Here is a 16633-nt window from a genome sequence, read left to right as displayed (position 1 = left end):
CAAAAATATTAGAGATAGTTAAATAACTAATTTCTAATAATTTTATATCTAAACTAACAATTTGACTTAGATAAAATTGATCTATTACATCTATTTTAAATCATGCTTGATTGGACTTCATGTTCGGGCATCTCTCGAAAGCGAATCTCATCACGATGAGGATCAGAACGACTAACCTTAACCAACAAACGATCTCCCAAAGACACAGCTCTTTCAAAACGGTGAGGTAATTCCAATCCTAATTCTTCGAGTAACAAGATTCCTAAATTTTCATCTTCGCGCAACCAACGCAAGACCACTCCTTGCCAAATTTGATCAGCATTACGCCGCAAAAACTCTAATCCCCAATAACGATTAGTTTGTCGTTCTACCAACGTCGCCTCTTGGGCTGATAAAGTCACACTATAAATAATCTGTTGCATAACATCAAGAGGGAATGGAAAAGGATCGCCGCGTAAATGTGCCTTAATTTGAAAATGAGTTAACAAATCTGTATAACGGCGAATGGGTGAGGTTACTTGAGTATAAGTATCTAAACCTAGACTTGCATGTCTATTAGGTAAAGTTCCAATCTCACTACGAGGCATACAACGACGTAAAGCACAAGCCCTCACAGGTCCTGGAGGTAATAAGAGCAATTCTTCTTCTGGGGGTAATTCTGGTTGAGGTTGTCCCCTAAACGGAACTGGTAAACCGTGTTCTTGACAATAACGTCCAGCTACTTCCCCAGCCAAAATCATCATTTCTGCCACTAATTGTCTTGCTCTGGAACTATCAATCAATTCGATTACAATGTCATCTTCGGATTTAACTTTAATGACTGCCTCTGGCATCTTGATAGTAATTGATCCTTGAGACTTCCGCCATCGGTGTCGCTGCTTAGAAGCGTCAGCTAGGATAGGTATCTCTGGTTCAGCTTTGATGGCTAAGTGAAACATCTCATCTACATCATGATACGTGAGGCGATAGGTTGGTTTAATTAAACTAGCGTGAATTGAATAATCAAGAACCGCCCCTTTATCATCTAAAATTACGCCAAAACTCAAGGCAGGACAGATTTTACCCTGGCGTAAACTCATTGGTCCAGTTGCCAATTCTATCGGAAACATGGAAATCATGCCCGTAGGTAAATAGAGAGTGGTACTTCGTCTTCGCGCTTCCAAATCTAATTCGTCTCCTGGAGTCACTAGACGAGTTGGATCAGCGATATGAATCCAAAGTTTGATTTGATCATCCCCTAAGAATTCCACACTCAACCCATCGTCAATTTCTTCAGTACTTTCATCATCGATGGTATACACTTTAAGATGGGTTAGATCAAGGCGATCACTATCTCGATCAGGGGGAGGGTTTTCTAAATAGAATTGCACCACATCAAGTACCTTTCTAGAAAATTGAATTGGATAAGAACTACGCCGCAAAAATAGATTTTCGTTGCGACTCCACCATCCTAATTCTACTAACAACTCAAAAGCCGCTTCCGGAGTAGGAGATCGTCCAATTTCATCCAAGATTTCTTGAGAATTACGATTAGCTTGTTCTGGCTGTAAAACTAAGCGTTCCAATAATTCCAAACGATTACGATCGCTTTCTGTCCAATCAATCTTCTGTCCTGCTAGAGCTTTTTCTATGTTAGTAAAGAACACTTCTTTTTCTTGCTGACGTTGCCGTTCAACCTCTAGTTGGTGTTTAATTTCTTCAACTTGACCACTGGTTCTCGGCTCGTAACTATCTCCTTTTTTCTTAAAGTAAGTTTTATCGTCACATAATAAACTGTGAGCTGCATAACAGTGAGCTGGAGAAGTTTCAGAAAACAGCAATTGCGCCATTTCAGAAGAAGTTACACTCTGCCCATTTTCCACTAGTAACTCCCAAGCCACTTCTAAACTAGAGGGGTCAAGGTAGGTTTCAACTTCTTGCAAAAACTGGGGTATATCTTTAATTGTGTAGGAACTTCCATTTATCTCGTATTCCACCCGTTGAGGTCGAATTTTATGAGATTGACCTTCAACATCAATGACTATCCAATCTTTTTTTCCTTCTGGGCGATCAACGACTGCAATACGACGTTCCCCTTGTACCCTAAATTCAATGAGCTTTCCTTTTTCCACCCGCTTTGCTGCCTTGATTATTAACATTACTCCTTAATTTAGGAGTCCCGTGCTTTTACTATTCAGTCTAGCTAGACGGTTTTAGATTATGACTTTTAATCTTAAAGTTAACATTAACGGAATTACCGATAGTTCTTACCTACAGGAAGATCTCTTGAGTCTTTTTGTTATGCTTACTTCTACTCAAGTTTATCTCCTCAAGTTGACTGACTTCACTCTGTAGAACGAAGACAAAGTTTTACTCTATTTCCTGCCTAATTAATGAGATTTTGAGTTACGGCTTCAACCTTATGCTTCTTTATTTACAAAAGGTAACAAAGCAATAAGTCTAGCTCTTTTTACGGCATTCGTTAAGTCCCGTTGCTGTTTGGATGTCAACCCTGTAATCCGTCGGGGTAAAATTTTCCCCCGTTCTGTGATGAACTTTCTTAGGAGTTCTGTGTCTTTATAGTCAATGGGTTGACTCGGAGGGATGGGAGAAAGACGCTTGCGATAGTAACTCATATTTGTTGGTTTAAATGTTTATAGACTTTACTGCAACTGATGATTATTTAATTTCTTTATGTATGGTGTGAGCATTACAGTAAGGACAGAATTTCTTAATTTCTATTCTCTCTGCGGTGTTACGACGATTCTTGCTGGTAGTATAACGAGAAACCCCTGGTGAGCGTTTATCTGTGTTTGTCCGACACTCAGTACACTCCAAGGTGATAACGATGCGTACTCCTTTTTTAGCGGCCATAGTCTATCCTAGCAAATAAGTGTTTATTTAATTTGACACACAAATGTACATTCTCTCATATTAATTCTCAATTTGCCAAGGGTAGAGAGAAGATTTTAAATTAAGTATTTTTAACCACCTATCTCGTAGTGTAACAAATATGGTCCATATTTTAGTTATGTTCTTCTTCACTTCCACTCTTCCATTACCAGTCAAAGCACAGTAAATTTTACGGAGAGCTTTACCGAAATTTTCTCGAAACGGGTACACCTGCACAAGTTTGGATAGAAGATCTAAAGTAGCTAGTGTTTTTGAATAAATCTATACAATCCTTTTATTTTTTGTTGACCAAGAAGTACTTTTGACTGCTCTATATTATCGGGAGTTAATTCTCGAACAAGTCTAATGACCGAGAACATCTAAGTCTTGTGAGACTGTTGATGGCCAAATTCAGAGAAACACCATTTCACCGTGAGATAGCTGTCCGTTCATTTATTAGCTTTTCCTACAGTCTTCTTAATTGATGCTATCTCCACTATACGGTCTGTTCAACGAGAAGATAAACTTATATAAAGAAACTTTAAATCCCAATTATTAACTTGTTAAACTTAACCAGACATTCCTTTATTTAAAATTACTTCTAGTTGCTATCCTTAGTATTTTTTTAAAAAAAGTTAGCAGTACAAAAGAAGATCATTGTTGCTTCTATAATGATCTTCTTTTATAAAATTTAAAAATCTTATAAAAGTTAAAATTACAATAGACAGTACCATTAACTAAATTAGTTTATAAACTCTATTTTAGATTTTTTAGAAATGTAAATCTGCTCATTTTTTAAACTCATTAATTATGATATATAAATATAGAATTTAATTCTAAACACCATGAGAAAAATAGAACTTAAATTTAACTTCTTTATTCCGCTATTCATTAAGTTGACCAAAAAAGATAATTTCAATAATTCATACATGTTTAATTGTTAAACTTGTATCATTAATACTCTTTTAAAAACGTTTTCTACTAATCTAGATTAGATTATAAATTACTACATTAGTAGAAAAAATATATGCTATTTTAGCCCTATTTTTAGGTATATTTACAATATATAGCTAGATTTTGCGGCAATGCAAGGAGCATAACTTACGAATAATTATCTATCAATAATTTCCGTTGTCAACAGTTATCATCAGGGATATTATGAGTATCTTCTACTGTGTAGAGAATTGACTAGCACGGACTTAACAAATAAATCTATCTTCCTAGTCTTAGTTAATTGTCCTTGGATAAATAAGTTTTATTAACAAACTTGGCAAATTTAAACTCAATTAAATCGTCATGTTTTTTAGACTGGCTGTGACAACAGCATAGAATACAGCCGGAATAAAAGTTTTAAAAGTTATCAGTTACTAACTGACTATACTCAGTTTAAGAAAGCTATAATGCCCAATTATTAATTCAAAATTGATAAATATCCTTCAACTAAAATATCTTGATCAATTTGACTTAAAGTAATTCTTTGTATTTCTAACGCTTCAGTCATCTGTTTTAATCCCAAGTCTCCTATGGGTGAAGGAGCTGTTAAACCGCCAATAATTTTAGGGGCAATAAAAGCCATAATTTTTCGAATCACCCCATCAGCGATCGCTTGTGCTGCTAATGTCTCCCCACATTCCCATAAAACACTGGATAACCCCTTTTGATAAAGAACTTTCATCACCTCCAATGGAGTCAAGGAAGTTAATTCTATTACTTCGACCCCTTGATGACCTAATTTTTCCCGAAACTTGGGATTACTATTTATTTCTGTAAAGACTAATGTAGGGGCAATATCTGTTTGCCAAAGATTTGCTTGAAGGGGTAAATCGAGACTACGACTCATTACCACCCGTAAAGGATTAGACCCTACCACCTGATGGGTAGTTAAATTAGGGTTATCTTGTCGAACTGTATTGCCACCAACTACCACCGCATCACAAGCTGCTCTAACTTGATGGACTAACTGACGCGATGATTTCCCCGTTACCCAAGTGCTATGACCTGTAGTCGCAGCAATTTTACCATCAAGGGTCATAGCATACTTTAAAATTCCCAAAGGTTTTTGATGTAAAACACGATAAATAAAGGCTTCATTCAACTGACGACATGCGGCTTCTTCTACTCCAATCACCACCTCAATTCCACTTTGTTTAAGTTTTTCGACCCCTTTTCCTGAAACTAAAGGGTTAGGGTCAACCATACCGATAACTACTTTTTTAACTCCTGCTTTAATCAAAGCCTCTGTACACGGAGGAGTCCGACCATAATGATTGCAAGGTTCGAGGTTAACATAAACTGTCGCTTCTTTTGCTTTTTCCTGAGCATTTCGTAAAGCAAAAATCTCAGCGTGAGAAGCTCCAGCTTTTGGATGAAAACCTTCCCCGACTATTTCCCAATTTTGGACAATCACTGATCCTACTAAAGGATTAGGAGAAGTTTTTCCTGACCCTTGCTGGGCTAATTGCAAACATCGCTGCATTATTTTTCGGTCAAAGTCTAATTGGTTCATGATGTCGCTGAGGTCAAAAAATTATAAAAACTTTGAGATTAGCCAAGCATAAATGTAGTTTTTAAAGTGGTAATCCCTTTTTAGGAATTACCACTTTAAAAGTCAATTTAGGTCAATCTAACTCTAATCTGCTATATTATAGGGATTTGTCGGTGATATTTAGAGTTTGGACAACAAAATAAGTCCAAAAATAGGGCGAGCAATAATAACACACAAACATTTACTGATTTTATTGAACAATCTCGCTATCATGTCCGACATGGATAAAGTCAACTTGACTCAATGAGATGTCTCATTGAATTTTAACTAAAATGCGATCAACAAGAACGATTAAAGCCATTTCTAAGACTTTTTCTTGTTTATGGGATGTGTCCTATTGGAAATCATTTAAATCTACTGCTCATCTTTTTTCCCCCTATTGGCTAGCTTGTATTCCCTTAACTGCCATTATTGTCATTGTCTGGCATGGAGCAACGGCCGCACAAGATGCAGAAATTACCGGAATTACTATTGAAAACATCAACACTAATATAGCAACCCTTCAGGGAACCCTCAATGCTATTTGGGTGTTAATTGCCGCCATTTTGGTCATTTGCATGAATGCAGGTTTTGGAATGCTCGAAACAGGTTTCTGTCGTCATAAAAATGCCGTCAACATTCTCTCAAAAAATCTGATTGTCTTAGCCTTAGCAATCCTAGCCTATTGGGCAATCGGATTTTCTCTGATGTTTGGTAGTCCCAATAATCCAGTTATCGGAGGTGGTGGTTGGTTTTTAAGTAGTGATAATCCTGCGACCTATGGACTTGATCCCTTTCCGACTGGACTGCCTATTTCAGTTGCTTTTTTGTTCCAAGCAGCATTTGCCATGACTGCCGCTACTATCGTTTCAGGAGCGGTGGCTGAACGGATTAAATTTATTTACTTTTTGATTTTCAGTCTATTGTTAGTAGCAGTCTCTTATCCTATTACTGGTCACTGGGTTTGGGGTGGTGGTTGGTTAGGTAACTTCAAAGACTTTGCCGGTTCTACAGTGGTTCACTCCGTCGGAGGTTGGGCTGCTTTGGTTGGGGCTGCTGTTCTTGGTCCTCGAATGGGTAAGTATATCCAGAATCGTCCTCAAGCTATTCCTGGCCACAATATGAGTATTGCTACCTTGGGCTGTCTCATTCTTTGGATTGGCTGGTTTGGTTTTAACGCAGGTTCTCAATTAGCAGCCGATGAAATAGTTCCTTATATTGCTGTTACCACTAACCTAGCTGCGGCTGCTGGTGGTGTAGCGGCCACTTTGGTCGCTTGGTTTAAGAATGAAAAACCCGATCTTCCCATAATTATTAATGGGATTCTTTCAGGGTTAGTAGGAATTACTGCCGGCTGTGATGGGGTGTCCTATTTCGGAGCTGTTGTTATCGGAGCAATCGCCGGAGTAATTGTCGTTTACTCTGTTGATTTCTTTGACTCTGTTGTGAAAATTGATGATCCTGTTGGGGCTATTTCTGTCCATTTAGTTAACGGAATTTGGGGGACTTTAGCGGTTGGTTTTTTTAACACAAAAGTGGGTCTTTTTTATGGCGGCGGTATTGGTCAATTAATTAATCAAATTGTTGGTATCGTTTCCATTGGAGTTTTTACTGTCATTTTTAGTGGCATGGTTTGGATAGTTCTTGAGGTCACTTTGGGCATCCGTGTTACTCAAGAAGAGGAAATAAACGGCTTAGACATAGGTGAACATGGCATGGAAGCTTATCATGGTTTCGTTAAGGAATCTGACAGTTTTGCTGGTAAACAAGGCATTGCTGTTAGTGATGTTGATGTCGAAACAGGTCCTAGAGTTTAATCTAAATCTTTCCTAAGAAAAATATCAACTACGTCCGCCTTTGCGGATTTTTTTAAGTTAATCAATAGAAGAAATAGTTAAGTTATGAATAATTCTCTAAAAAAAGTCTTAATTTATACGGATGGAGCTTGTTCAGGAAATCCTGGTGCAGGGGGCTATGGAACCCTTTTAATTTATAATGAATACCGAAAAGAATTGTCAGGAGGTTTTCGTTTAACTACTAACAATCGTATGGAAATGATGGCGGCAATTGTTGGGCTAGAAACTCTTAACACAAAATGTAATGTTACTATTTATACTGACTCTCGCTACTTAGTTGATGCTATCACTAAAGGATGGGCAAAAAAATGGCAGGCTAACAGTTGGAAGCGCAACAAAAAAGAATATGCTAAAAACCCTGATCTTTGGAAACAATTACTAGACTTATGCGAAAAACATGAGGTTGATTTTGTTTGGGTTAAAGGTCATGCAGGACATCCAGAAAATGAATATTGTGATTACCTCGCAGTTGGAGCTTCTCAACAACCTAATTTACCCTCCGATGAAGTTTATGAAACTTTAGTTTGACAAAAAAAAGTTATAGAGAGACGAAGAAGTAGCAGCACTACTTTAACTAAAAATGATATTTATCAAGGTCTAGTATCATGTATATAAAATCTCGTTTCGATAGTATTTTTTGATAAAAATTACTTTCATAAAAGACTTGAGCAATATTGTCATTTCGTTTCTTAATTTACAAAACTTTTTAAAGAAAAAAAGGAATATTTTTAGAGAAAAATTATCGCTGTTGCAATCAATTTTCATGGCTCGGGATATCGCACCTTCAAATAACTTTACACATCAGCAGATTCTTTCTTATCACAAAAAAATATTTCCTCATTTAGTTAAATAGATATCGTTATTTAATCAAAGATAACTACGAATTAGCTTTAAAGTGAACTCCAAGCAACAGGGATAACCGCAACCCTATTTTAAACTATTTTTAATAAAAATATTTGGAGTCCAATAATATATTATTTTGCTCAAAAATTTTTGGATAATTCTTAATAAAAAATGACTTTAAGTCTTCACTTGTTATTAATAACAAGTGAAGTAAAATTAGCGAAATTTACTTATTAAATTAAATTTAATAAGTGTTCTTTGCATAAAATAGTTAACGACTACCTTAAGTAAGTGAGTCTAAATAAGTTTAAAAATAGTTTTTAAAAAGTTACTATTAGATAATCTGATAATTCAGCTGACAAAATCAGAAAAGTCAGGGGACATCAAAATTAACTACTTACTTAAAGATTTTCTTCATACAAGAACAAAAATAGAAATATTATATTTAGATATGAAACTGCGGTTAAACCATGTAACTTTACATATAATTTCCCTCATACCGTTTTGACTTTTCCTCTTCATCAATAGCTAATTGTAAACAAAGTGAACGATCTGAGAGTCTAAATCTTAGGAAGGAGACAAAATTTCCGGTTGTATAGATGTCTGTTCTAAGGTTTCAGGTTCATCAACAAAATGCACCAACACGGCAGCTAGTAATAAAGAAAAACCTCCTATAACCACTACTAATAAAGAGTTACTTTCAAGGAATATTTTCATGATCCAACCTAATCCTAAAGCTGCAAAAATTTGTGGAAGGACAATGAAAGCATTAAAGATACCCATATACAGTCCTGTATTCTGACTAGTTAAAGTTCGAGACAAAATAGAATAGGGAATAGCTAATATACTTGACCAAGCAATACCAAAACCGACCATCGGCCATAAAACCCATAAGGGGTGATCAACAAACACCAAAGAAATTAATCCTATTCCTCCGCAAATTAAACATAAAGAATGAGCAATTTTATGGTTAATTATTTCCGTTAATTTTGGTAACAGCCAAGAAAAAATAAAACAGACTCCATTGTAGACCGCAATACAAATTCCTGCCCATTCAATACCATCTGTATACAATTGAGAATGTTCCTGCACTGCCCCAAAAATATGGTGGGCAACAGCCGGAGGAAAATAGAGAAATACACAAAAAATTCCTAACCAGGTAAAAAATTGTACTACTGCCAATTGTTTCATCGTTGTTGGCATGGCTTTAATTAGCCAAAGGATTTCTGTGCTTTTATCTAAGATACTTTTGCTTTTCTGAGCATTTCGTATTTTTTCTAAGTTCTTCGGAGGAGTTTCTGAGGTAGTTACTACCGTCCAAATTACAGTGCCTAAAAAGACTACTGCCCCAATATAAAAAGATAATTTCACTGAAAAAGGAACCCCTAAGTCTCTTCTATCGCCCACATGGAATAAATGAGTCAATATCCAGGGAGATAATGAAGCCATAACTGCCCCTGCTCCAATAAAAAAACTTTGCATCGAAAACCCTCGAGTATGCTGTTTTTGGGGAAGTAAATCTGTAATGAAAGCTCGAAAAGGTTCCATGCTAATATTTATCGAAGTATCCAAAATCCAAAGCAATCCAGCGGCCATCCATAGGCTAGAAGAATTAGGCATCAAAATAAGGGCAATAGAACTAATAACAGCTCCTAATAAAAAGTAAGGCCGTCTACGTCCTAGGGGTCCCCAAGTATGATCACTCATATAGCCAATAATGGGTTGAGCAATTAAACCACTTAAGGGGGCAGCCAACCACAACGTAGGGATTTGTTCAGGATCAGCTCCTAAATACTCATAAATTGCACTAGTATTAGCCATTTGTAATGCCCAACCATATTGAACACCAAAAAAGCCAACGTTCATGTTCCAAAGTTGCCAAAAATTACGAACTTTTTTCTTAAATTTTTTTTCCATCATAGGGAAATTTTTTTTTACTTAATTTGACAATTTATTGAAATTAAAAATTAAAAAATTCAGGTTTTAGTTCTCGTTTCATTAATGTCTAAACTGCTTTTTACGGGATATTTTTTTAAGGAATAGATAAACTTGAGGGGCAATAGGATTAGCTCTTTAGTTCTGATTCACCAAGTCTACTAACACATGGGTGATGTTAATCCCTTCTATGGCTATTAAATCTCCTAATCTTGATAGATTAAAAAAGGTTTTAAGCGTCACTTTAAAATAAATTTATACTCTAGTCATCTCTGATAGAGCACCTGTTAATATGGCAGATTTTTCATTAGTCCCTAAATGTAAACCATCACAAACCTCTAATATAATCGCAATAATATCTTTACAGATATTTTCCTAATTCTATTCTTAAATAGACAGAATTAGGAAAATATCTGATATTTGTCTGTTGATTGCTCATTACTTCTTATTAATTTCCATATTTTCACTTAACTGTATTTCAAAAATGTTTAAAGACGGATCTAACGACTATTTAGAATATAGTTTTTATTCTAACGTTATCTTTACAAGTAAATCGTAACACTTTAGTTAAAACCCATACTAGATTGCTTATAATTAAGGAAACAATATTTGAATTTAATTCACTTATTTTTTTTAAATTTAATTGTTATATTTGATGGTTAATAATAAATATCTGAAAATATGACTAGCTGGCAATTTTTTACGAGTTTATAAAATTTATGTTCAGTTAGATTTTTTACGTCCAAAACTTGAGTAGAGATGAATACCCTACAATAACTAAGTATTTACTAACAAAATAAAAGTACCCGGACTAACTCTTTAATATTAGATCAACCGAAATTTTTGTTTGACTGTAACACATCCATATCAATTATGTTTAGATAACTTGTGCGCTGTTAACACATCCTCCTGAAAGGGTTAATATTTTATTGACAAATATCCTTTAGCTAAATTTTATGACAAACCAATCAGACTATTCATTAATCAATACTTTACCCGAAATTTGGACCATAACAGCTGAAAAATTTAAGGATATCGTTGCCCTTGAAGACCCACATAGTACACCCAAAGTAAGCTTAACCTATAGTGAGTTGTACCAAAACATTAAAGACTTTGCCGCAGGATTACAAAGTTTAGGAATAAAACCTTCCTCACAAGTTGCCCTTTTCGCTGATAATAGCCCCCGTTGGTTTATAGCAGATCAAGGGTCAATGATGGCTGGTGCGGCTAATGTAGTGCGCTCGTCTCAAGCCGAAAAAGATGAATTACTCTACATTTTGAGTGATAGCGACAGTAACACCCTCATCGTCGAAAATCAAAAAACCTTAGCTAAACTCCGGTCTGGTCTTAATAGGTTGCCTATCGAACTAATTATTTTGTTAAGTGATGAACAGAGAAATTCGGACGACATTATCAAAATCCTCAACTTTCAAGAATTGATGGAACTAGGAAACCATTCCAAGCTAAAACCTGTTCATCAATCCAAAGAAACACTAGCCACCTTAATCTATACTTCCGGAACTACTGGACGACCGAAAGGGGTCATGTTGTGCCACAGAAACTTACTCCATCAAGTGGTTCACTTGGAGGCAGTTATCCAGCCTAGACCAGGCGACCGCGTCATCACTATTCTACCATCATGGCATGCCTACGAACGCAGTACAGAATATTTTCTCCTCTCCCGGGGTTGTATTCTAACTTACACTAATATCCGTACGTTTAAGGCTGATCTTATACGATTCAAACCTCAATACATGGTTGGAGTTCCTCGTCTTTGGGAATTCCTTTACGAAGGCATTCAAAAGCAATTTCGGAAACAAAGTTCTATCCAACAAAAAATTATCCAGTTTTTCCTGACTGTTTCAGAACAGTACATTATCGCCAAACGTATTGCCAATAATCTCAGTTTAGACCATCTCAAAGCTTCTAGTGCAGAACGTCTCTTGGCCAAAATTAAGACGGTTTTACTAGCTCCACTTCATAAGTTAGCAGACAAACTAATCTACAGTAAAATTCGGCAAGAAGTTGGAGGACACCTTAAAACCGTTGTTAGTGGAGGAGGTTCTCTGGCCAGACATATCGATACCTTTTACGAAATTATTAACATTCCCGTTTTAGTGGGTTATGGGTTGACTGAAACCGCTCCTGTTACCAATGTCCGCACCCACAGTCACAATTTACGTGGATCATCAGGACAATGTATTCCTGAAACCGAAGTTTGTATTGTTGATCCCGATAGCGGACAACCAGTTCCTCAAGGAGAAAGAGGACTTGTGTTAATTCGAGGAACTCAAGTGATGCAGGGTTATTATAAAAATCCCGAAGCTACCGCCAAAGCTATTAATGATGATAATTGGTTTAATTCAGGGGACTTAGGGTGGTTAACTGATATGGGTGATTTAGTGATTACTGGACGGGCCAAAGATACAATAGTTCTGAGTAATGGGGAAAACATCGAACCACAGGCTATTGAAGACGCTTGTACCCGTAGTTCCTACATTGATCAAATTATGTTGGTAGGTCAAGATCAAAAAGCTTTAGGGGCATTAATTGTGCCTAATCTAGAAGCATTGGACAAGTGGGGACAAAGCCAACAAATTACTCTAAACCTTCCCGATGTGTCTGGAACTCCTGAAGAAATTACCTATAGTGATCTTTATAGTCAACCCGTACAAACTTTATTTCGGGAAGAGTTAGATCGAGAAGTGAAAAAACGTCCTGGATACCGCACTGATGACAAAATAAAAAGTTTTAAATTTATTTTAGAACCATTTTCTCGGGAAAATGGCTTAATGACCCAGACATTTAAAATTAAACGGCAAGTTGTTATACAACAGTATCAAGGTATGATTGACGAGATGTTTAATTATAGGAAAATTTCTTAATTAATCATCAATAATTTATGAAAGGATAGAAAACCAATGGATGAGGCAAATACCAGCTTACTGCTAAAACGACCGATTACTCTAAAAATCATAGTTACGACAACTTGGAAACAAGAGGCACAACAGCAACTTCAATCGCAAATCACTCAACTTGATGACCAGATGCAGCAGATTGAAATACAAGGTCAACGGGCGATCACAGAAATTCAAAAACAAAGTATCTCTCCCCCGGGACCTGCGGTCACCGAACAGATTGATAACATTCGACTCCAGGTTAATGAAAAAAAAAGTGAGATGTTAGAAAGTAAAAATCAGTTTTTACAGCAAATGCAGCAGGTTCAATTATTGGAGTTAGATCAAGAAGTGGTTCAAGGGCAGATGGAAAGCTTTTTCCGTTTGGAAAAAGGAGATAACTTACTTAAAAAGCTAAATGTAGAAATTGTGGTTCGCGATGGAGTTGTTGAAGAAATTCGTGGTGATATTTAAAACTTTTTAAAAGTATCAAAAGTGCTAAACTAAAAATCAATAAAGTAAATCAGTAATGGGTGCTTCAGCCCTTACTGATTGTTCGTTTTTCTACTATAGAGTTAACTAAAATAATAGCAAAATTCTAACACTAGACTATTTTCATTGAGTACGTATAATATTAGATCCAATTTTTATATTAAACTAATAAGTTAGAGTAAATTTAACTAATTTAAAATAAGTTGAATTTTAAATTAGTTATTTCATCTCATCAACTTTTTTAAAAAACTCATTAACTTAAGGCTTATTTATTAACATCTACAATCTTTATATTAACCTAATTATTTAGGATTGAACTAATAAATATCTTCTAGTAATTTTTGAAATTTTTTTTATATCTTTGCTATAATACAATCCGCCATTATCTTCTATCAATTAAACTTTTTTCAAAAAGTTCTATACCTCTAGAAAAATGTCCATCAACTAAATTTAGCTATTTTGTATTTACTTTTGTAATTTAATCTTATAATGATTTTCTTGTTAGTAGTTAAATAAATCTATTATATAGACACATAAGCATTTATAGATCTAACTTGTCATAGTAATTGGTTATTTTATAACGGGAATTAAAACTTTTTTGCAATTAACTTTAATTCTGTTCTAGATTTTTTTATTAAAGAGACTTTTTATTTCTATGTTTGAGTATAAGAATCATATAAGAGTATCTAAACTTTTGCAAGTGATCCCATTTTTGTCTATATATTAGTCTGATTTTTAATTTATGAGCTAATTTTTTAAGTGGTTTATTAGTTCATACAAGGGTTATTTATTTATTTTTATGTTATATTCTTATTTTTAAAATTTTTACCTCTTTTAAAATTTATTATATTTTTTGAGATTTTTTTACTATAAAAGAAAACTTATTGCTACAGCAAACTCACTATTTTTTATAATTTATCTCTATATTCACTTTTCTAAAGAAAAGTAAATAAACTTTTTAAGCACTTACTTTTTCGTTTACTTAAACGAAGATATTGAACTCAATATAGTTGTCTAGACAAAGACGATATCTAGATTATTTTTTTCTTGTTATAATTTATTTTCTAGGACTAGATTTATTTTAATAAATTTAACTTCAGTAACAGATTAATTTTCAAAAAAAAAATTACAAATTTATTATTTTAGCTTTTCTATACTTAGGATAGTAAACTAATTAATAGTAAATTTTTAAAAAAATATTTCTTTTAAAAGAGCAACTATAAGAGCTTAATCTTTATTAAAATCAAGCTCTTGTAATCTTGAGAGTTTTATAAAAAAATACTTTTAAATTTTATTTACTATGTTGTCGTCACAACTAATATAAAAGTACTATTTTTTTGTACATGAGCATTTTAAATATTGTTAAACACGCATTGTATTAAAAATAATAATGTTATTCTAACAATGGAAATAAAAGTCGAACCTATCTGTGAATCAGCTACAGAACTCTTTCCTGAAGAATATATGGCTTTAGATAACTTATAGGAGTCTTAATTAATGGGAGAAGTAGCAGTTATGTATCACAAACAATCTGTTAATGTTATGGAGCAATCAATTTCGAATTTAGCAATGAGTCGTATGGCTGAATTTCTAGATTAAACATCCTAATCGTTTTGATGTGGAAGATATTGCAGCCTATGCTCTTAATTATTTACTTCCCCTGTATACCACCAGTAATTTTAAATTTTGAGCTTTGAACAGTTAGATTAAGTAATCAAACGTTATCTTAAGTTTACAATTGTTGATAACTAAAAAACAATTGTAAAAATATTTTTTTCCCAAAAAATAACTACTTCACCAAAATTCTTAGCTTTTGATTAAAAAATAATTGTTAATGGGAACCTTACAATCAAATAGTCCGTCTCAGCAAATTAATGTGAGGAGTAGTCACGCATTGGGTAACCTAATGAGTCAAGCAATTTCAGCATCCTGGTCAACAGCACAAGGGAGACGAACTTCCCTTAATCTATCTCCAGAGCGACTGTCTAATTACGACCTGATTTTAAGCTGTCAAGAAGGGTTTAAACCGGACCGAATAGCATTTTCAGAGCTATTAAGTCGTTATCAGTCTCATGTAGACAGAATTCTTTATCACCTCGCTCCTGATTGGCAGGACAGAGCAGATCTTGCCCAAGAAGTTTGGATTAGGGTTTATCGCAATATTAAACGCCTGAAGGAACCGGTAAAATTTCGAGGTTGGTTAAGTCGCATTGCCACAAATTTGTTTTACGACGAATTACGTAAACGTAAGCGGGTTAGTCATCCTATCTCCCTAGATGCTCCACGACGCGTCGATGACGGAGAGATTGAATGGGATATTGTGTCCGATTACCCCAGTCCTGACGATAACTTGGCAACTCGTGAGTTCTATGACCGGCTAAAAGTAGCAATCGCTGATTTACCAGAAGCATTTCGCACAACCATTGTTCTAAGAGAAATCGAAGGCATGGCCTACGAAGAAATTGCCCAAATGACAGGGGTCTCCCTCGGAACGGTTAAGTCTCGTATTGCTAGAGCGAGAACAAAATTACAATCAGTTCTTCAGCAATATATAGATTAAAATAAAGACGAGCCGAGACTATTACACCATTGCCTCTTTTGGCAATCTGTGAGGGGTGTCATGACAATGCTATCATTAGCATCCGTCTCCGCAGCCAACTAATTTGGTTTCGCTCCTTGGAGAGGTATATCATGATGTCTAACTTTGAACAACAGCATTTGCAATCAACCGATTCGGATGATATGAATGATCAGTTTGAGCGTTTTGAGTTGTTAAGTGCCTATTTAGATGGGGAGGTAACAGTAAAAGAACGTCGTCAAGTGCAGCAATTACTTGATACTGATCCTCAGTTTAATCAATTGTATGCCCAGCTTTCTCGTCTACAACGGGAGATCACCACTATTCCGGTTCCCCAAAGTCCAGTTTCATCTCAATGGTTATCTGAAAGCGTTTTCGAGAAAGTTGATCGTCAAAACCAAACCCAACGACTTATCCAATGGGGAGGTGTGGTGATCGCAACAGTTGTTATGGGAATTATTTATAATTTTTACATAGAAAAACAATCTCTGTCTCGTAACTTTGCTGATGTAGAAGCAGAGCCATTAACTATTGCGTTGAATCGTCCCGTAGTCGACATTCCTCCCTCTACTCAATGAAAATTATGGAGAGGGTACAGTTCATCATCATAAGAAGATTAGTGTACCTCTTAAGTTTC

12 protein-coding genes are annotated in these 16633 nt (G+C 35.2%); 6 read left to right on the top strand and 6 right to left on the bottom strand.

Annotated elements, in window-relative coordinates; all coding sequences use genetic code 11:
* Positions 1 to 95: 95 nt before the first annotated feature.
* From RGRSB_RS03560 to ribD, 4 genes are all read right to left on the bottom strand, one after another.
* On the bottom strand, positions 96 to 2111 hold the full coding sequence (locus tag RGRSB_RS03560; protein ID WP_119260943.1) for a ribonuclease catalytic domain-containing protein: 2016 nt from the start codon (positions 2109 to 2111) through the stop codon (positions 96 to 98).
* Positions 2112 to 2399: 288 nt separating this feature from the next.
* Entirely contained in the window at positions 2400 to 2615 is a 216-nt protein-coding gene (gene rpsR, locus RGRSB_RS03555) for a 30S ribosomal protein S18 (RefSeq protein ID WP_119259864.1), read from the bottom strand.
* A gap of 43 nt (positions 2616 to 2658) precedes the next feature.
* Entirely contained in the window at positions 2659 to 2853 is a 195-nt protein-coding gene (rpmG, locus tag RGRSB_RS03550) for a 50S ribosomal protein L33 (protein WP_119259863.1), read from the bottom strand.
* A 1429-nt stretch (positions 2854 to 4282) separates the two neighbouring features.
* Positions 4283 to 5377: a bifunctional diaminohydroxyphosphoribosylaminopyrimidine deaminase/5-amino-6-(5-phosphoribosylamino)uracil reductase RibD gene (gene ribD / locus RGRSB_RS03545; protein ID WP_119259862.1), complete on the bottom strand. Its 1095-nt coding sequence runs from the start codon at positions 5375 to 5377 to the stop codon at positions 4283 to 4285.
* Positions 5378 to 5688: 311 nt separating this feature from the next.
* Here ribD and RGRSB_RS03540 point away from each other — a divergent pair, with 311 nt between their 5' ends.
* The gene (locus RGRSB_RS03540; protein WP_119259861.1) at positions 5689 to 7212 is read left to right on the top strand and encodes an ammonium transporter; all 1524 of its coding nucleotides are present in this window, start codon (positions 5689 to 5691) and stop codon (positions 7210 to 7212) included.
* A gap of 84 nt (positions 7213 to 7296) precedes the next feature.
* Entirely contained in the window at positions 7297 to 7779 is a 483-nt protein-coding gene (gene rnhA, locus RGRSB_RS03535; protein WP_119259860.1) for a ribonuclease HI, read from the top strand.
* 882 nt (positions 7780 to 8661) lie between these two features.
* Here rnhA and RGRSB_RS03530 read toward each other — a convergent pair.
* Positions 8662 to 10014 (bottom strand): MFS transporter, encoded by a 1353-nt coding sequence (locus tag RGRSB_RS03530; RefSeq protein ID WP_232014571.1) that lies wholly within the window; start codon positions 10012 to 10014, stop codon positions 8662 to 8664.
* A gap of 270 nt (positions 10015 to 10284) precedes the next feature.
* Positions 10285 to 10383: a hypothetical protein gene (locus RGRSB_RS11045; RefSeq protein WP_420823005.1), complete on the bottom strand. Its 99-nt coding sequence runs from the start codon at positions 10381 to 10383 to the stop codon at positions 10285 to 10287.
* A 602-nt stretch (positions 10384 to 10985) separates the two neighbouring features.
* Between RGRSB_RS11045 and RGRSB_RS03520 the strand changes: the two genes are divergently transcribed.
* The 4 genes from RGRSB_RS03520 (at position 10986) to RGRSB_RS03505 (ending at position 16574) form a co-directional block, all read left to right on the top strand.
* Entirely contained in the window at positions 10986 to 12914 is a 1929-nt protein-coding gene (locus RGRSB_RS03520) for a long-chain fatty acid--CoA ligase (protein ID WP_119259859.1), read from the top strand.
* Positions 12915 to 12950: 36 nt separating this feature from the next.
* The gene (locus tag RGRSB_RS03515) at positions 12951 to 13400 is read left to right on the top strand and encodes a YlqD family protein (RefSeq protein ID WP_119259858.1); all 450 of its coding nucleotides are present in this window, start codon (positions 12951 to 12953) and stop codon (positions 13398 to 13400) included.
* A gap of 1924 nt (positions 13401 to 15324) precedes the next feature.
* Entirely contained in the window at positions 15325 to 15978 is a 654-nt protein-coding gene (locus RGRSB_RS03510; RefSeq protein ID WP_119259857.1) for a sigma-70 family RNA polymerase sigma factor, read from the top strand.
* Between the two features lie 29 nt (positions 15979 to 16007).
* Positions 16008 to 16574 (top strand): anti-sigma factor family protein, encoded by a 567-nt coding sequence (locus RGRSB_RS03505; RefSeq protein ID WP_232014570.1) that lies wholly within the window; start codon positions 16008 to 16010, stop codon positions 16572 to 16574.
* The last annotated feature ends 59 nt before the right edge of the window (positions 16575 to 16633 follow it).

Origin of the sequence: cyanobacterium endosymbiont of Rhopalodia gibberula, assembly GCF_003574135.1 — a bacterium.
In the GTDB taxonomy this organism is placed as follows: Bacteria; Cyanobacteriota; Cyanobacteriia; order Cyanobacteriales; family Microcystaceae; genus Rippkaea.
Note: the sequence above shows the minus strand (reverse complement) of the source record. Positions and strands in the feature narration are given on the sequence as shown.